The organism is Pseudomonadaceae bacterium SI-3 (assembly GCA_004010935.1).
Lineage (GTDB): Bacteria > Pseudomonadota > Gammaproteobacteria > Pseudomonadales > Pseudomonadaceae > Stutzerimonas.
Window position 1 is genome coordinate 3,001,407 of the sequence record CP026511.1, and the last position, 18,313, is coordinate 3,019,719.

The window sequence follows — 18,313 nt, forward strand, 5'->3', positions numbered from 1 at the left end:
GCGGCAACAGCACCTTCTTCCACCGTCAGGGTCAGCTCGATGAATTCGGACCAGGTCCAGTCATTCGCACCGGAACAATCGAGTCCGTGGACAATTTTCTTGCTATTCCTGCGCCTCGGGCTGACGTCATTCGGCGGTCCGGTGGCCCACTTGAGCTATTTTCGTGAAGAGTTCGTTCACCGCCAGCGCTGGCTTGACGAGCAGGGCTATGCGGATCTGGTAGCCCTCTGTCAGTTTCTACCCGGCCCGGCGAGCAGCCAGGTCGGAATTGCCATCGGCCTGCTGAGGGGTGGCTATCGCGGTTCGCTGGCGGCCTGGACAGGATTCACGCTGCCTTCAGCGGTCGCCTTGGCGTTGTTCGCGCTGGGCATCGGCCACTTGGGCGATGGTTTGCCCGAGGGGCTTCTCCACGGCCTTAAAATCGTCGCGGTCGCCGTAGTCGCTCAGGCGGTTTGGGGTATGGCACGTAACCTATGCACCGATGGCCCGCGAATCGCAATCGCGCTGCTGGCTGCCTGCGCTGTTCTGCTGTTGGCCAATGCCTGGGCGCAGCTGGCCGTCATCGCAATCGCCGGCCTGGCTGGATTGGTGTTGTTTCGCCCTGCTGCCATGTCCAACCTCACCCCTTTTCGGCCTCGCGTGGGGCAAACAACCGGCGCCCTGGCGTTGCTGCTGTTCTTTGCCTTGCTGCTTGTGCTGCCAGCATTGGCTGCCGCCTCGTCCAGCCAGCTACTGGAAATGTTCGATAGCTTCTATCGCGCTGGCGCGTTGGTATTCGGTGGCGGCCATGTGGTGCTCCCGCTGCTGGAAGCAGAAGTCGTGCCCAACGGCTGGGTCAGCAATGACATTTTTATGGCCGGCTACGGCGCAGCCCAAGCAGTACCAGGGCCGCTATTCACGTTTTCTGCCTTTCTTGGGGCCTCGATTCAGGGCGGCAGTAGCAGCCTGATCAACGCCGCGCTGTGCCTGATCGCCGTATTCATACCATCGTTTCTGCTGGTGTTCGGCGCCATGCCGTTCTGGGACCGGTTGCGTGCCAATCGGCGCATGCAAGCAGCGCTGGGCGGTGTGAATGCCGCGGTCGTCGGGCTGCTGCTGGCAGCGCTATACGATCCGGTCTGGACCAGCGCGATTTTTGGCCCAGGCGATTTTGTCTTGGCGGCCATTGCTTTAGCTGCCTTGATGGTGTGGAAGTTGCCGCCCTGGCTGGTGGTACTGGCTGGCGGCATCGCCGGCTGGTTGCTCGCCATGCTGAGCTAGACTCTCGTCGGCTCAGCCGCTGCGTTCGGTTCGCCCGCCGGAACGCGCGAGATAACCGTTGCCCTGCTCACAGAGCAAGATCGCATAATCCTCGGCCGACAGCCCGTCGAGGCCGCCTCGCAGCGGATAAGCGCTGAAGCCCAGCTGCGTCAGCAGGAACACCGCGCTGGCGCTGCGTTTGCCGCTGTCGCAGTAGCAAAGATACAGCCGATCCTGCTTCAGCAATCGCGCCTTGAGCCGCAACAGATGCAGCGGCATCGTCAGCGCTTGCGGAGCATGTCCCTGTTGATACTCCTCCAACAGCCGAACATCCAGCCATTGGGCGCCCTGCTCGATCAGCGCATTCGCCTGTTCCAGGCTGAGCTCATCGACTACCGGCGCCTTCAATAGCGAAACGAAGTTCTCGCGTGCCAGCTTCAGCACACACGCATCCTCGATCAGCGTAACGGTAGCATTGCGCGGTCCGTCGGTAAGCAGCGCCTCTTCACCGAAGCAGGCCCCGACGTCCAGCTCCGCTACCACTTGCCCGGCGCTGCCAAGGCCGATCATGACCTCGGCGCGGCCGCTCTTGAGGAAGTAGCAACAATCGCCGGCCTCACCCTCGCGCAACAGCACATGGCCGGCTGGCATATCGATGGCCTCAAGTCTGCCGAGCATGTCGCGTACGTTTGCAGGAGGCACTTTGGCGAACAGCGGATTCTCCAGCAACGTCTCAAGCCAGTCGGTCAACTCGCCTGCCGTCGCCAGCTCCAGTAGCAGATCGGCATTGGCATGCTGCCAGGACACTAGACGATTGAGCTGTTCACTGTCGATGCACAGCACGCTGACATCTTCCAGCGCGCAGGCTCTGCTCAGCCGGGCGCCGGAAACCAACATATGGCAACTTTCAGACGAGCCAGCAACCAACCGCCGCTCGCCTTCCGGCGTATGCAGCGAAAGGACGCCGCTGAGCAGGAAATAGCTCAAACCCGATGGCGTCTGCTTATCGAACAGCACTTCGCCTGCTCCCAGGGCGCGCGGCACCAATTGATGGCGAATCTCTTGCAGATATCGAGGCGACAGTGTGTTGAGCGGAACCAGGCGGTGGAGAAGATCGGGAGGCAGCAGCTTATTCATCCATGAGTTCCAAAGGGGCGAGAGGTCAGCGCAGCAGCTCGTCCAGCTGCGCCTGGGCAGCTCTCCGGCCCTGCAGACCGCCGGTATGCACGAAGATGAGCCGCGTGCCGCAGGCAAAATAACCGCCCTGCACGTAAAGGCGCAATGCCATCATCGCCTTAGCCGTGTAAACAGGCTCCAGAGGAACGCCTGAAACCGCTTCAGTCTCCAGCAGAAACCGAGCCAGCAGCTCGTCGAATCGACCAAAGCCTCCACGACTGGCGTCGACCAGCTGATACCCGGAGTCAGCAGTGCCGGCGTCTACCAACAGCCGGCTGACTTCGTCTGCAACGCCGTGCGAAGGCGGGCCTGCCAGCGCTCCGTGGACCATCCTTCTGCGCCGCTGCGCCTCGCCGATCACTAACCCAGCCAAGGTGGTACCCGTACCCGCGGCAAGCCACCAGCCGTCATAATCATCCCAACCGATGGCGGCCAGGCGAGTTTGCACGTGGTCGACCAGCGGGGTGCAACCCCGTGCTCCAGCAAGCCCGCCGCCGCCTTCGGGTACGCAGTAGTAACCGGGGAACCGCTCCTGCCAGGAATTGAAGAAATCCGCCCGGTGCCGTTCGCGATAGCCGCCATAACCTAGCCAGTGCAGCTGCATGCCGAAGCGCTGCAAGTCTCCGACAGTGGCTGTCTGCTGCGGATTGCCACGCAGTAGCCCGACGCTGGCTAGGCCGTAACGCTTGGCCGCTGCGGCTAGCGCGTGCAAATGATTCGAGTGAGGGCCGCCAAGGCTAATCAACCCTGACGCGCCGCTGGCTTGTGCCGCATTTAGGTGATGAGCGAGCTTGAACCACTTGTTCCCGGAAAGCTCCGGATCGACCAGATCCAGCCGCAGCACGGCAACCTGAACATCGGCCTTGCGTAGCCAGCGCAGATCAAGCCGCTGCAGCGGCACTGAGGCCAGGCTGGGGATAAATGCAGAAATGATAGAAACCCTGTCAGCTACCGGTACGCAGTCGATCCTGAGACCGGTGCCTGGCGCAACAATTGGACTCGCCGATCACGAAGCGTGCAGGCGAGTCGACTTTGTCCAAGGGCATGTTGCAGCGCTCCCCAGTCGAGAGGCTGGCCACGCAGCTAGGTTGTTGATAATGCTGAACCCACTTGCCGTACTGCTCCTCGGAGACCGCACATTTAGCGGCGGCGTACGCTAGCGGATTCTCCTGATAGCGCGCCATATCCTGAAGCGCGATCGTCAGATGTCCGGCGCCGGGATGATAAGCCATGAACACCACGCCGATCCGCGACAGCCTTTCGAGCACTCGGTCCCCCGATTGCTCGGCCAGCACGCCCACCTGCTTCTGTAGCGTTTCGATCTCTTCCTGCAGTTGCGCATCCAGCTCGTTGCGATAAGCCAGCTCGACGTCCCGAATAGCAATCTGCTCCTTGTATTCAGCAACCGCTGCGGCGACCTGCACCTGCAGCTCGGTGTTGAAGCGCGTCCGTGCAGCATCGGCTTCGTCACGACTGTTCTGCTCAACCGCGCGCAGCTGCTGGCTCATCTCTTCACGGGTCTTCTGGAAGCCCTCGGCCTGTTCTGCGAGCTGGGCGCGAAGGTTCACTGTTTGCTGCTCACGCTCAAGCAGCTGCCCACGCAATCGGGTGATTTCATTTTGCAGCGTTGCCTGCTGTTGGGCGGCCAGATCCCGCAGTTTGGCGAGGTCGGCCTCGCGCATTTGTTCCAGGCTGGCAATGCGCAAACGCTGCTGCTTGATCAACTGCGCAGCCTTGAGCCGCTGTTCCTTTTCGAGCTGCTCAGTACGGCGAGTCGCAGCCTGCTTGGCCGCATCCGGCGCGTACCAAGTGTCTTCAGCCACCATTTGCAGACGCTCGGTGGGCAGGGTTTGTGGTGCCTCTTCTTCCACCAGCAGTCCCAGCTGGTTGCGCTTGATGCGATCACGCAACATGACAAAGTGGTTCTTGCCGGGCGTCAGGTCCGGGTCCCACAAGTGCATCTGGTGCCAGGACACCGGGCACTGGCTGCGACAGGCCAGGCGGATCGGCCCAGCACCGAGATCCGGCCCGCGCCCGGTGCGTTCGGCAAGGCTGCGCAGCGGGATATTCCAGCCGCTGTCGGCTGATCCGTCCTCGTTGAAATCGAGGTAGAAGAACACCGCTGCGCGAATCTGCAGCCGTGCATTGACCAGCACATACGCGACCCGCATCTGCTGATCGGCGAACTCCAGCATGCTCACCACCCCATCGAGCATGGCCTCGAATTCTGGGTAGAGCATTTCCTTGCAGACGCCGCCATCATTGAAGAACAGTACGGCTTCGACCGTCTGCGGTTTGATCTGCATGCTCGGTTCCTCAACAACTTGAACGGCCCGCGGGATATCCGCGCTGCAGGCGCTCGGCGCTCGCTAGCCCATGGTTGGGCCGAAGTGTAGGGGAAAAAGCGAAACCGGCAATGTGACTGGGTTGGCAGCGACTTCGGCGCCAGGATTGGCTATCGAAACGCCACCGGCAAACTGTGAACGGGTTGGACTAAGCCGGTCGGCCCTTCATTGCGGCAAGCTGAGGTGCGAGACGCCTGCCCATTTCCTCACCGAGCGCCTGCAGCCCACTCATCGGCCGGATCATGACTTCGAAATCGGTAATTAGCCCAGCCTCATCGAAGCGAATCATGTCGATACCCTTGAGCTGACGATCACCGACCCGAGCGCTGAACTCCAACACGACGTCTGTGCCATCGGTGCTGGCCAGCTCGCGCTGATAGGCGAAGTCTTCGAATACCCTGACCACGGTATTGAGGATCAGATTGACCGCCGCAGCGCTCTCATAGGGGGTGAAGGCCATCGGCGAGCGAAACACCGCCTGCGGGTGCAGCAGCTCGGGTAACCGACTGAGATCGCCAGCTGCAATCATCTGATGCCAGCGCTGTAAGGTCGCAGCAGCGGCCGGGTGTAGCGGAAGAGATGTGCTCACGTCGTTGCTCCTGTACAAAAAGCCCCGCTTGAAAGCGGGGCTTCGGCATTACACTTCGGCGGCTAGCCGCGAACCCTGATTGATGGCGCGCTTGGCATCGAGCTCTGCGGCAACGTCGGCCCCTCCGATCAGATGGACCTTGCGCCCAGCCGCCTCCAGTTCGGCTTGCAGCTCCCGCAACGGGTCCTGGCCGGCACAGACGATGACCGTATCGACTGCAAGCACCTGCGGCTCACCATCTGCCACACGGATATGCAGGCCCTTATCGTCGACCCCCAGATAATCGACGGCGCTGATCATCTGCACGTGCTTGTTCTTCAGCCCAGTGCGGTGAATCCAACCGGTCGTCTTGCCCAGGCCGTTACCAACCTTGGACTTCTTGCGTTGCAGCAGATACACCTGCCGTGCCGGTGCGTGTGGCTCAGGCTGAACGCCGGCCACCCCACCTCGAGCTTCCAGCGCGAGGTCGATACCCCACTCGCGCCAGAACGCCTCCCTGTCGAGACTGGTCGAGAGGCCGTTGTGAGTGATGAACTCCGACACATCGAAGCCGATCCCGCCGGCACCGATGACTGCTACGTGCTGGCCAACGGGTTTACGTTGCAGGATTGCGTCGATGTAGCTGATCACCATTGGATGATCGATACCTGGGATATCGGGCGTGCGTGGCGCAATCCCGGTTGCCAGGATGATCTCATCAAAACCGCCGGCTAGCAGATCGGCAGCGCTAACCCGGGTGTTCAGGCGGACGTCAACGCCAGTGCTCTGCAGCTTGCTCTTGAAGTAGCGTAGGGTTTCGAAGAACTCTTCCTTGCCCGGCACGAGCTTGGCGATATTGAACTGACCACCAATCTCATTGGCGGAATCGAACAGCGTTACCTGATGACCGCGCTCCGCCGCTACGGTAGCAGCTGCCAGGCCAGCCGGGCCGGCTCCCACAACGGCAATTTTCTTGATCGTGGTGGTGGGGATGTAATTCAGCTCTGTTTCGTAGCACGCCCGTGGGTTGACCAGGCAGGTGGTCAGTTTGCCGCTGAACGTGTGATCCAGGCAGGCCTGGTTGCAGCCGATACAGGTGTTAATAGTGTCGCTGCGGTCCGCTGCTGCCTTGTTGACGAAATCTGGATCGGCAAGGAACGGACGAGCCATGGAGACCATGTCTGCATCACCTTCTGCCAAGACCTGCTCGGCGACTTCCGGCGTGTTGATGCGGTTCGTCGTTACCAGCGGGATGCCGACGTGGCCGCGCAGTTTCGCCGTTACCTTGGTAAACGCCGCGCGTGGCACCTTGGTGGCGATAGTGGGAATGCGGGCCTCGTGCCAGCCAATGCCGGTATTGATCAAGGTGGCACCGGCCTGTTCTATGGCCTTGGCCAGCATCAGCACCTCGTCCCAGGTACTGCCGCCTTCCATTAGATCGAGCATCGACAGGCGATAGATGATGATGAACTCGCGGCCTACCGCTTCACGTACACGGCGGACGATTTCTACAGGCAGACGCATACGGTTTTCGTAGCTGCCGCCCCAACGGTCGGTGCGGTGATTGGTATGAGACACCAAGAACTGGTTAATGAAGTAGCCTTCCGATCCCATGATCTCGACGCCGTCATAGCCAGCCTTTTGAGCCAAACCTGCGCAATTGACGAAGTCACGGATCTGCTTCTCGATGCCCTCTTCGTCCAGCTCGCGTGGGGTAAAGGGATTGATCGGCGCCTGGATGGCGCTTGGGCCCACCAGCTGAGGGCTGTAGGCATAACGCCCGGCGTGGAGAATCTGCATGCAGATCTTGCCACCTGCCTCGTGCACCGCCTGAGTGACCACCTTGTGCTCTTCGGCTTCCTCGAGGGTCGACAACTTAGCTGCTCCGGCGCGCACCGAACCTTCCTCGTTCGGCCCTACCCCACCCGTGACAATCAGGCCCACGCCTCCACGTGCCCGCTCGGCGAAGAACGCGGCCATGCGCTCGAAACCATTGGGCATTTCTTCCAGCCCTGTATGCATCGAGCCCATCAGCGTGCGGTTGCGCAGCGTGGTAAACCCCAGGTCCAGCGGAGCCAGCAGATGCGGAAAAGCAGTCATGTTCGTTCCTCGATCAGGCGGCACAGCCAGTGCCAGAATTCGTCGGTCGGATCGCCGCGCCTCTGTCGGGCGCAGTCGCAGTGCCGTGACGATAAACAGCACCCGCCACGCGCTCAATGACCGAAAATCACAACTACATGACTCAAATGCGCAAAACGCTTGGCAAGCGGCTGTGCGATGCCTAGTCTCTGCGGGAACACATCCAGCTCTGTAACCCATGCGCACCTATAGCAAGTTGCTCGGCCTCGCCGTGCTCGCCCTCGTGGCGCTCCTTATCTACCTCGACTGGACCCAAGACCGGGGCAGCGGCCCTCTGCTGTCTGACCTTCGGGTTCTTCCTATCGAGAGCCAGGGCCAGCCGGGTGAAACCGGCAACCTGCTCGGGATCGAAACCCGACTGATGCCGGCGGACTACCAGAGCCGCGAGCGGTTGCAATTGAAGTTCGCCACCTACCTGGACCAGGCGCGAAAAGCGGGACTGCTCAATCCCCGAACGGTTGTCGTGCTGCCAGAGCATGTCGGCACGGGCCTGTTCGCCCTCGGCGAGAAGCCTGAAGTCCAGCAGGCCCGCACGCTGCGCGACGCCGTGCAGTGGATGGCGCTGAGCAACCCTTGGGACTACTTGCGTGCGCTGCTGGGCAACGAAGGGGATGATCACCGTACTGAGGCCGTTCTAAAGATCAAGGCACGGAAGATGGCTGATGACTATCAGCTAATTTTCGGAGGCCTGGCGAAGGCGTACGGTGTGACACTCGTCGCCGGCTCGATCGTGCTGCCCGAACCCTATCTGGACGAGGGTCGACTACGGAGCGGTACCGGGCCGCTTCGGCAGGTCAGCCTCAGTTTCACGCCGGACGGCGAGGTACTGGGGCCACTGCAGTACAAGCAGAAACTGAGTCGTTATGAGCGCCGTTACAGCGAAGCGCTCGAAGGTCAGGCGCCATCGGTACTCCAGACGCCGGCCGGTCGGTTGATCGTTTTGCTCGGCTGCGATGCCTATGCACGGCATGTTGCCGACGAAGCGGAGCTGATTGCAGTATCGGGCGCACGTGACGAACCGCTGGCCACCTGCGGCGAGAACCTGGGCGTAACTGCAAAACTGGCGCGGATGGATGTGCATACGCTGGGGCTGCCCTGGAATCTCGTCGGTTCGCCTCGCAGACCGACACGACACCATCACGGCGAGCCGGTGCGTTTGCGCAACCAGTGGCTGCCGAATCGACCATGAACCGTCAACGGGTCCGCCTTGGTGATCTCTCGGTTGGCTTCGTGCACAGCCTGGTCAGTGCCCTGCAGGAAAAGCAGATCGACCCCCAACCGCTGCTGGATGCGTATGGCCTCGATCATGCGCGGCTATCGGAGCCGCGAGCGCGGCTGTCGATTCCTCGCTACATGCGTCTGGGTCATGCGGCCATGCAGCTGGCGGGCGACCCTGGGCTAGGGCTTGAAATGGGGCGGCTGCGCAAGGCCGGCCACCTTGGCCTCGTCGGCGTGACCTCGACGCAAGCCCCTACGGTGCGCGAAGCCGCACGTGCACTGATTCGCTACGAGCCGCTTTATGCGTCCAATTACCGGGGCGCCTCAGGGTTCCACGAGGATGCATCTGGTGCCTGGCTCAGGTTCTATTCGATCAGCCCGTACAACAGCTACAACCGGTTCGTCGTGGACACCGTCTTGGCCAGCTGGGTTACGCAACTTGGCGCGGTCGCGGGCCAGCCGTTGACCCCGGTTGCAGTGCAAATTGAATTTCAACGCCCCGATTACGCTGCACGCTACGAAGCGTTCTTCGCAAGACAGATCGAATTCGGCGCCGAGCACAATCAACTGCGACTGGACCAGGCGACACTGGCGCTCCGCAACCCGGAGCACTGCCCGGGTACCTGGCGCCAGCTTCTCGAACTCTGCGAGGCGGAACTGGAGGTTCGCACTCGAACCCGCAGCATCCGCGAGCGAGTGGCTCAGCTCCTCGGGGCGATGCTCAAGGGCCAGGAGCCCGATCTGCAGCAAGTTGCAGGACGATTGCAGTTACCGCCCTGGACGCTGCGTCGAAAGCTGGATGAAGAAGGCACCAGTTACCGCGCGATTCTCAACGACACTCGCCGCGATCTTGCCATGGCCTACATTCGGGACACCGAATCGGCGTTCGGCGAGATTGCCTGGTTACTCGGATTCTCTTCGGCGGAAGCCTTCCAACGCGCATTCAAACGCTGGAGCGGCCAGACACCGGGAGAATATCGGCGCGTACAACGGCGCGCCGACTGATTCCGTCAAAGCTCGAAGGCGTCGTCAGCAGGCTCCGGCCCGTCCTGCTCAGATGCGTGCCACTCGAGAATTTCGTCTTGATAGTCATCCATAGAAACGATCCTCTTTTTCGGTTTGCCCAGTTCTGCGTTTCAAAGTCCATGCCAGCGAAACTAACCTGCGTACATGACCGAAACATGAAGCGCTTCACACGGCGGATGACCAATAAATAGCCCGAGCGGGCTGCTGCCACAACGCGCCATATCGCCGCAGGCCGCAGATAGGCTCTAGCGCGGCGGTTAGGGCGATGTCAGACCCGCCGCGGTCATCGCCTGGCGCAGCAGCCAGGCAACCACGCCCAGCGCGAGAACGCTCGCTGACCAGATCAAAACCAACCAGGTCATACGCTTCCACAGCGGTTTGGGCCTGGCTGCACCGCTTTCGTGCTTGTTTTGCATATATCGCTCCGTGACGGCCCGTTTCAGTGGTAGCCGTCGTCTGCACTGACCTTGCCGCGGAATACGTAGTAACTCCACGCGGTGTACATCAGGATCAGCGGGATGATCAGCAGCGCCCCGACCAGGGTGAACCCCTGGCTCTGAGGCGGTGCGGCGGCGTCCCAGATACTGATGGACGGTGGAATGATGTTCGGCCAGAGGCTGATTCCGAGTCCGCTGTAGCCCAGGAAAATCAGCGCAAGGGTGAACAGGAATGGCGAGTAGTGAGCGTAACGCTTGATCGATCGAAGCAGCCCGAACGTACATGCGAGCACCAGAATCGGCACCGGCAAGAACAGGATCAGGTTCGGCATGCTGAACCAGCGCTCAGCGATATCCGGATGGGTCAGCGGTGTCCAGATACTGACGATCCCGGTTACGGCCAGCACGGCCCAGACCAGCGGAATGCCGATGTCATGCATGCGCTTTTGCAGATCACCAGCGGTCTTCATGATCAGCCAGGTGCAGCCCAGCAAGGCATACGCCGCGATTAGCGCCACACCGCAGAACACCGAGAACGGTGTCAGCCAGTCCAGCGGACCACCGGCATAAGCTCGATCGACCACGGGGAAGCCATGAATGAAGGCGCCAAGTGCGACACCCTGGAAGAAGGTCGCCGCCAGCGAGCCGCCAACGAAGGCCTTGTCCCACACATGCTGACGAGACGCGCTGGCCTTGAAGCGAAATTCGAACGCCACACCACGGAAGATCAACCCCATCAGCATGAAGATGATCGGCAGGTAGAGCGCCGAAAGTACGACGGAATAGGCAAGCGGGAACGCTGCGAACAGCCCTGCACCGCCCAGTACTAGCCATGTCTCGTTGCCGTCCCAAATTGGCGCCACGGTGTTCATCGCGACGTCCCGCTCGGAGGTATCGGCCAGGAACGGAAAGAGAATGCCGATACCCAGATCGAACCCGTCCATCACCACGTACATCATGATGCCGAAGATGATGATGACGGCCCAGATCAGCGAAAGATCAATACCCATAACTCAGTTCCTCTCGCCCAGTTTGTCGCCATGATCGTGCGGTATCGCCTCGTCTGCGGCAGACAGCGGCCGCATTGGCGTGCGCTTCTCCCCCGGCCCACCAGCGCCCTTCTCGTCTCCCTCGTTAATGATTGGTCCTTTGCCGATCAGACGCAGGACGTAGACGAACCCGATGCCGAACACCGCAAAGTAGATCAGGACGAACATCGCCAGGGTGAGACCAAGCTGCCCGGCGCCATGGTTGGATACCGCATCGGCGGTCCGCATGATCCCGTACACCACCCACGGCTGCCGCCCAACCTCGGTGGTAAACCAGCCGGCGAGAATTGCGAGAATCCCCGACGGGCCCATCAGCAATGCGAGTCGCAAGAAAGGCTTGGAGTGGAACAGCCTGCCACCCCGACGCAGCCACAGACTCCAGAAGCCTGTGAAGATCATCAGCAGACCGAGCGCGACCATCACACGGAAGGTCCAGAACACAATGGTGGAATTGGGCCGGTCTTCTTTGGGGAAATCCTTCAGCGCCGGGATCTGCTCGGTCAGGCTGTGCTTGAGAATCAGGCTACCAAGGTACGGAACTTCGACCTTGTAGCGGGTTTCTTCGCGCTCCATATCCGGCCAGCCAAACAGCAACAACGGAGTAGGCTCACCTGACGAGTTGTCCCAATGACCTTCCATCGCGGCGATTTTCGCCGGCTGGTATTCAAGCGTGTTGAGCCCGTGAAAATCTCCGACCACGGCCTGAATCGGCGCAACAATCAGCGCCATCCACATTGCCATGGAAAGCATCTTTCGCACCGCCGGGTTGTCATTGCCGCGCAGCAGGTGCCAGGCGGCAGATGCGCCGACCATGAACGCAGTCGCGAGAAAGGCAGCAATCGCCATGTGCGTCAGACGGTACGGGAACGAGGGGTTGAATACGATGGCAAACCAGTCCACTGGGATCACGATGCCATCGATGATCTCGTGCCCTTGCGGTGTGTGCATCCAGCTGTTCGAAGCCAGGATCCAGAACGTGGAGATCAGGGTGCCGACTGCCACCATCAGCGTCGAAAAGAAATGCAGCCCGGCGCCCACGCGATTCCAGCCAAACAGCATGACGCCGAGGAAACCGGCTTCAAGGAAGAAAGCGGTCAGCACCTCGTAAGCCAGCAATGGCCCCGTGACGCTTCCAGCGAATTCGGAATAGGCGCTCCAGTTCGTACCGAACTGGTAGGCCATGACGATCCCCGATACCACACCCATTCCGAAGTTGACGGCGAATATCTTGAGCCAGAAATGGTAGAGGTCTCGATAGACCTGGCGCTTGGTTTTCAGCCACAACCCTTCCAGCACTGCCAGGAAACTCGCCAACCCGATGGTGATCGCTGGAAAGATGATGTGGAAGGAAATCGTGAAAGCAAACTGGATCCGCGCAAGTTCAAGCGCTTCCAAACCGAACATTAACCACCCCTCGTCAGTACGCCATCAGCCCCTGGCTTGTTAGTCACAACACGCATTACTGACAGCATTTAACCGCAAGGGTGCGCCGGATACCCCGTTACAGGTTGACGCAGGTCAAGGTAAAACAGCCAAGGATGTGGCCATGCCCCTCCACTTTGGCCTTTTTTGTGGCTCAGCTGCGGCCATCAGCCGCGCCGGCAATACGCCTAACGCGTCCGAAGGTCACTATGCCGTGCACCAGCAAGGCTTGGGCCTCCTGCATCAGCCCCGGAAGTAACCAACCTTTCGATTCAATTCCTGGGCGAGCGTCGTCAGGTCTCTGCTCGAAGCGGCAACCTGATTAGAGGCGGCCGAGCTGGCCACGGCGGAGTCATGAATGCGCGTCACGCTCTGGTTGACCTCCTCGGCCACCGCGCTCTGCTCCTCGGATGCCGTGGCGATCTGAGCATTCATTTCGTTGATCGAGCCAACCTCATGGCGGATCTTCGACAGAGCGCCCTCCGCCTCGAGGGTCTGCTCGACCGTCTGCTGCGCCATTCGCTTGCTGGTTTGCATCACCTCAGCCGCCTTGCTTGCTCCCGACTGCAACGACTCGATCATTTCGCTGATCTCGCTTGACGATTGCTGAGTCCGGTTAGCCAACGACCGCACCTCGTCCGCCACCACTGCAAAGCCTCGCCCATGCTCACCGGCGCGCGCGGCCTCGATGGCAGCATTAAGCGCCAGCAAATTGGTCTGCTCCGCAATGGCGGTAATGACCTGAAGAATCTTTTCGATGCTGCCGCTTTGCTTGGAAACCTGGCTAACCGTCTCGGTGGCTTGCTCAAGCACCTTGGCCAGATTGTGGATCGATATCGCCGTTTCACCCACCACTCGCGTGCCGGTCTCGACTTGCTCGTCGGCGCTCTTGGCGGCCATCGCGGCCCGGGCCGCAAAGTTTGCGACTTCACTGACAGTCGCCGCCATCTGATTGATGGCGGTCGCCACCTGCTCAGCCTCCGCGGACTGCTGCTGAATCTGCTGACTGCTGTTGGACGATGAGGTAAGCAGTTCTCCCGACGCGACACCCAGCCCGTCAGCGGCAGCACGAACCTCGGCGATGATCCCGGTCAGTCGACCGGCCATCTTCGCAGTTGCCCCCATTACGCTGTCCGGGTAGCGGGTGAGGATCACCTGGCCGAGATCGCCGTCGGCAAGGTTGCCAATTACCCGCGCCACTTCATCAGGCTCAGCACCAAGGGTCGATCGCAACTTGCGGATGATCAGCATAGCGATAGCTGTGCCCAGCAAAATCGCTAGACCAGTGACTGTGATGATAAGCACTAGAAAACCGCTAGCCGTATCGCGCACCACAGTCACTTGCTCGCTTATCGACGTTTCTTGGTGGTCGATAAAGGCATTGATCAGCCGAAGCCACTCGCTGTAAGCGCCAGCGACATTTTCCAAGAGAAAGGCATAAGCCTGCTCCGAGCCTTGAGCGAAACGCATGTCGACGACTTTTCGGGTCAGGTCGTTGGTCTTCGCTTCGATCGCTTCGATCTGCCCCATCAGCTGAAGCTCGACCGGGTCAGCCGTGCGCTGCGCAAGCATCGCCTTCATCGGGCCGGCGGAGTCGGCATATAACTTTGCAAGATGATCGATCTCCGCTATCCGACCTCGTGCGAAGTCAGCGTCAGCCGCGCTAACCGCGTCCCGTACGGCAATTGCGCGATCATGAACGCTTCCCCGGAAGTTGATCGCGTAGCGCTGCTTCAGACCCGCCTGAGAGCTGATGCTCTTCATGGTCCGATCGATCGTGTCGACCTTGAGCGCACTGACCATGGCCACGACTGCCATCAACGCGAGAATGACGAAAAATCCGAGACCGAGGCGCTTGGATACTGACATCTGCTTGTTCATTGAGAGTCTCTGCATATGTGCTGCGCGGCAGCCGGGGATGAATGTCGTTACGCCGCGGCGAGAGAAAGCTCTAGGCCACCCATAACTTGTACAACAAGATGTCACAATGACATATCTTTGTACAAGTATTTTGCTCTTAGGATCGAAAACAGCCGACTTTTCGGCGCTAGAACACCATCCGAGCAGTGCAAACCGCTACTTTAAATCTACGATGTACAATTTTTTTTGAGGGTCGTCGGAGTTGACGACAGGCAAGCACATCGCGGCCAGACGCAAGCGCCTGACGCAAGATGAAGCGAAGAAGGAATACAGACGATAGAAACGAAAAAAGCGGCCCTAAGGCCGCTTTTCGCGTGGCTTCCGCAGAAGGGAAGCAAATATGGCGCAGCGGACGGGACTCGAACCCGCGACCCCCGGCGTGACAGGCCGGTATTCTAACCGACTGAACTACCGCTGCGCGTCGGCTGGACTTTCGTCCGACTCGCAAGGCGTTTAGTGTCAACCGTTAAGGCTGATGGCTGATCGCCCTGCGAGGCGCGCAATTTACGCACCAAGGGAAATCAAGTCAACAGTGTGTCGCGATTTTTTCAAAAATATTCCAAGCCCTCGTGGCCCCATCGCTCATTCCACGACCTCCGGGCACCTTTTGCCTGAAAAACAGTCAGTTGCACTGGCATACTCAAGTGCTTCTTTGTCATGGTCCGGGTCTACACTGGCACTCAAGCCCGCTGTTCATATTGTCAGCAACCGCCGCCGCGAGTCAGCGTTCATGACCATCAAACATTTGGTTTCACGGAGTGCCTAGCTTGGCTTTCCCCGCAGCACTGCAGAAAATTCGCCGGTTTGCGCCCCTGATCCTCAGCGCAGTCATTGTCGTGCTATTTGGTCTCTACCTGGCCAGTCAGGTCATGGCCTGGCTCAGACTGACCCAAACGCCGCCTGCAGCCATCACGGACAGCAGCCAACCCGCCGGGGCCGCGCCTGATCTGGAGCGAATGGAAGGGTTGTTCGGTTCCCCGGCCTCGAGCGGACAAAGCTATACGCCCGGCAAATCGAGTTCTGATCTAACCTTGCTAGGCAGCTTCGTTCATGCCGACCCCGCTCGGTCGACTGCGATCATTCAGTTAAGCGGCCAACCGCCACAGCTTTATCGGGTCGATCAAGAACTGGAGTCAGGGGTGCGCCTGTACAGCGTTCAACCTGACAGGGTTGAGGTAAAGCGTGGCGGTCGTATTGACAGCCTGTTCTTCCCAAGCGTCCGTTCTCCGACGGCCGTGCCCGATAGCCTGCCCGACTACAGTGAACCAGCGGAGATGGAAGCTCCCGATCCGCAAGCGGAGATGCTTCAACAGCAAATGGAAGCACTCCGGCAACAAATGGAAGGGGCTGCTACAAGCCCGCTAGAAACCATGCCCTCCGACGAACAGACCACGGAAGACAACTGACCGATGCTGCCTTTTTCCTCCCGCCCGCTCATTGCATTGATCGCCGCCGGTCTGCTCGCCGCCCCCCTGCCCCTATACGCGGCCGATCCCGGAATCGAACCAAGCGAGACCCAACAGGACGGCTGGACGATCAACCTTAAGGACGCCGACATTCGGGCCTTCATTGACCAGATCAGCCAACTGACCGGACAGACCTTCATCGTTGATCCTCGCGTAAAGGGTCAGGTGAGCGTCGTATCGTCTACGACCCTCTCGCTGGAAGAGGTCTACCAATTGTTCCTGTCGGTCATGGCAACTCACGGCTTCAGCGTACTCACACAGGGTGAGGTCGCCAGAATTGTGCCGAATGCCGAAGCGAAATCGGAGGCCGGTGGCGGTCCGACTGGAGGGGATCTGCTGGAAACCCGCGTCATCCAGGTCCAACACACCTCCGCGACCGAGCTGATCCCACTGATCCGCCCACTGGTTCCACAGTACGGACATCTCGCTGCGGTCAGCTCGGCGAACGCGTTGATCATCAGCGACCGTAGCGCCAACATCGCACGCATCGAAGAGCTGGTCCGACAGCTCGACCAAGCCCAGAACGACGATTACTCAGTGGTGAATCTGCAATATGGCTGGGCCGTCGACATCGCTGAAGTCCTGCGCAATACCCTGGCACGCGGCGAGGCCAAGGACACCGCAGGTGCGCAGATCATTGCCGATTCGCGCACCAATCGCCTGATCTTCACCGGACCGGAACTGGCGCGCCAGAAGCTGGCCAGCCTGGCCAAGACACTCGATACGCCCAGCACGCGCTCAGCCAATACGCGGGTGATTCGCCTTCGCCACAATGACGCCAAGTCGCTGGCCGAGATGCTCGGCGACATTTCCGAAGGCCTCGCCGAACAGGGGGATGGCGAGGTCCAAGGGGGAGCGGGACGTCAGCAGAACATTCTCATTCGCGCGGACGAGAGCCTCAACGCACTGGTCATGCTGGCGGAGCCCGAACTGATCTCGACTCTCGAATCAATCGTGCGCCAGCTCGATGTGCCGCGGGCGCAGGTGATGGTGGAGGCGGCCATCGTTGAGGTATCAGGCGATATCACCGACGCCCTTGGCGTGCAGTGGGCCGTAGATGCACGAGGTGGCACGGGCGGCGTAGGCGGAGTCAGTTTTGGCAATACAGGCCTTTCCATTGGTACCGTGCTCAACGCCATCAATGACAATGAAATCCCCAACAATCTGCCTGACGGCGCGATCATTGGCGTTGGCACCCGGAGCTTTGGTGCACTGATCACCGCACTCTCCGCCAACAGCAAAAGCAACCTACTCTCCACCCCAAGCTTGTTGACGCTGGACAATCAGGAAGCCGAAATACTGGTTGGCCAGAACGTGCCGTTCCAAACCGGCACCTACACAACCGACGCTTCCGGCGCAAACAACCCATTTACGACCATTGAGCGGGAGGACATTGGTGTCACGCTCAAGGTGGTTCCGCATATCAATGAGGGCGCCACGCTACGCCTGGAGATCGAGCAGGAGATCTCCTCGATTGCGCCATCCGCCAGCCTTTCTGCTCAGGCTGTCGACCTGGTCACCAACAAACGATCCATCAAGAGCACTATCCTCGCTGAGGATGGCCAGGTCATCGTACTGGGGGGATTGATTCAGGACGATGTGACCCGAACCGATTCGAAGGTGCCTCTGCTTGGCGACATCCCACTGCTAGGAGCGCTGTTCCGCTCAACGCAGGAAAGTCATATCAAACGCAATTTGATGGTGTTTTTGCGACCGACCGTGATTCGCGACCGTGCTGGTCTGGCAGCATTGTCGGGTAAGAAGTACAGCGACATCCGAGTCATCGAAACCAACCCCGGCAGCCCGACCATTCTTCCGGCCACCCCGGAAGGCTTATTCGATGGACAGGGACAACCAGCCCCGGCGATCGACCTGCGCTCCAACGAGCCCGAGCAACGCAGCCGCATGCCCTCTACTCCCGCAACGCAACGTGCACCGCAAAGCTTCACACCGCAAACGCAGCCGCCGATTCAGGCGTCCTCTCGCTCAGGCTGGGCAGTGCAACTGGCAAGCCTGCAAAACGGTGACAGTGCTCAGGCGCTGGCGAGCAAGCTTCGCGAGGAGGGCTTTGACGCCTACCTGCGCATTACCGGCCGTACGCATCGGGTGTTCGTGGGTCCGATAGACAGTCGCCAGGAGGCCAATCGGGTTCGAGAAGAACTGGCGACTGAACAGCGTCTTGACGGTTTCGTGGTGAATTTCGAGCCGGCAAAAGACTGAAATCGCAACTTCAGCACACGACGCTCGCACTGACCCGTGTTCCATCAAAAAAAGGACCCTCCTCTTAGCGGGGTCCTTTTTGCTTGAG

14 protein-coding genes and 1 tRNA gene are annotated in these 18,313 nt (G+C 60.1%); 5 read left to right on the forward strand and 10 right to left on the reverse strand.

What is annotated here, in order from left to right; all coding sequences use genetic code 11:
* Positions 1–39: 39 nt before the first annotated feature.
* Complete coding sequence (locus C1896_13970) at positions 40–1,260, forward strand: chromate transporter (protein ID AZZ45906.1); 1,221 nt, start codon at positions 40–42, stop codon at positions 1,258–1,260.
* Between the two features lie 12 nt (positions 1,261–1,272).
* Here the strand turns inward: C1896_13970 and C1896_13975 are convergent, their stop codons facing one another.
* The 5 genes from C1896_13975 to fadH all read right to left on the reverse strand — a co-directional run bounded on the left by C1896_13975 (position 1,273) and on the right by fadH (position 7,428).
* A complete protein-coding gene (locus tag C1896_13975; protein ID AZZ45907.1) occupies positions 1,273–2,376 on the reverse strand; it encodes a cAMP-binding protein in 1,104 nt (367 codons plus the stop codon).
* A 25-nt stretch (positions 2,377–2,401) separates the two neighbouring features.
* Positions 2,402–3,316 (reverse strand): 1-aminocyclopropane-1-carboxylate deaminase, encoded by a 915-nt coding sequence (locus C1896_13980; protein AZZ45908.1) that lies wholly within the window; start codon positions 3,314–3,316, stop codon positions 2,402–2,404.
* Between the two features lie 43 nt (positions 3,317–3,359).
* Entirely contained in the window at positions 3,360–4,721 is a 1,362-nt protein-coding gene (locus tag C1896_13985) for a chromosome partitioning protein ParA (GenBank protein ID AZZ45909.1), read from the reverse strand.
* Positions 4,722–4,908: 187 nt separating this feature from the next.
* A complete protein-coding gene (locus C1896_13990; GenBank protein ID AZZ47678.1) occupies positions 4,909–5,289 on the reverse strand; it encodes a polyketide cyclase in 381 nt (126 codons plus the stop codon).
* 108 nt (positions 5,290–5,397) lie between these two features.
* Positions 5,398–7,428: an NADPH-dependent 2,4-dienoyl-CoA reductase gene (gene fadH, locus C1896_13995; GenBank protein AZZ45910.1), complete on the reverse strand. Its 2,031-nt coding sequence runs from the start codon at positions 7,426–7,428 to the stop codon at positions 5,398–5,400.
* Between the two features lie 217 nt (positions 7,429–7,645).
* On the opposite strand from fadH, the gene C1896_14000 reads away from it, so the two are divergent.
* Positions 7,646–8,656 (forward strand): carbon-nitrogen hydrolase, encoded by a 1,011-nt coding sequence (locus C1896_14000; GenBank protein ID AZZ45911.1) that lies wholly within the window; start codon positions 7,646–7,648, stop codon positions 8,654–8,656.
* Positions 8,653–9,690, forward strand: a complete 1,038-nt coding sequence (locus C1896_14005; protein ID AZZ45912.1) for an AraC family transcriptional regulator — start codon at positions 8,653–8,655, stop codon at positions 9,688–9,690. The genes C1896_14000 and C1896_14005 overlap by 4 nt, the downstream gene beginning before the upstream one ends.
* A gap of 278 nt (positions 9,691–9,968) precedes the next feature.
* Here the strand turns inward: C1896_14005 and C1896_14010 are convergent, their stop codons facing one another.
* The 5 genes from C1896_14010 to C1896_14030 all read right to left on the reverse strand — a co-directional run bounded on the left by C1896_14010 (position 9,969) and on the right by C1896_14030 (position 14,957).
* The gene (locus C1896_14010) at positions 9,969–10,127 is read right to left on the reverse strand and encodes a DUF2474 domain-containing protein (GenBank protein AZZ45913.1); all 159 of its coding nucleotides are present in this window, start codon (positions 10,125–10,127) and stop codon (positions 9,969–9,971) included.
* 23 nt (positions 10,128–10,150) lie between these two features.
* Positions 10,151–11,158 (reverse strand): cytochrome d ubiquinol oxidase subunit II, encoded by a 1,008-nt coding sequence (gene cydB / locus C1896_14015; protein AZZ45914.1) that lies wholly within the window; start codon positions 11,156–11,158, stop codon positions 10,151–10,153.
* Between the two features lie 3 nt (positions 11,159–11,161).
* Positions 11,162–12,601 (reverse strand): cytochrome ubiquinol oxidase subunit I, encoded by a 1,440-nt coding sequence (locus tag C1896_14020; protein ID AZZ45915.1) that lies wholly within the window; start codon positions 12,599–12,601, stop codon positions 11,162–11,164.
* A gap of 261 nt (positions 12,602–12,862) precedes the next feature.
* On the reverse strand, positions 12,863–14,500 hold the full coding sequence (locus C1896_14025; GenBank protein AZZ45916.1) for a methyl-accepting chemotaxis protein: 1,638 nt from the start codon (positions 14,498–14,500) through the stop codon (positions 12,863–12,865).
* 380 nt (positions 14,501–14,880) lie between these two features.
* Positions 14,881–14,957 (reverse strand) — tRNA-Asp (locus C1896_14030).
* Between the two features lie 394 nt (positions 14,958–15,351).
* Between C1896_14030 and C1896_14035 the strand changes: the two genes are divergently transcribed.
* Positions 15,352–15,945 carry a secretion protein gene (locus C1896_14035; protein AZZ47679.1) on the forward strand — a complete coding sequence of 198 codons (594 nt, stop codon included), beginning with the start codon at positions 15,352–15,354 and terminating at the stop codon, positions 15,943–15,945.
* Between the two features lie 3 nt (positions 15,946–15,948).
* Positions 15,949–18,225, forward strand: a complete 2,277-nt coding sequence (gene gspD / locus C1896_14040) for a type II secretion system protein GspD (GenBank protein AZZ45917.1) — start codon at positions 15,949–15,951, stop codon at positions 18,223–18,225.
* Positions 18,226–18,313: the final 88 nt, after the last annotated feature.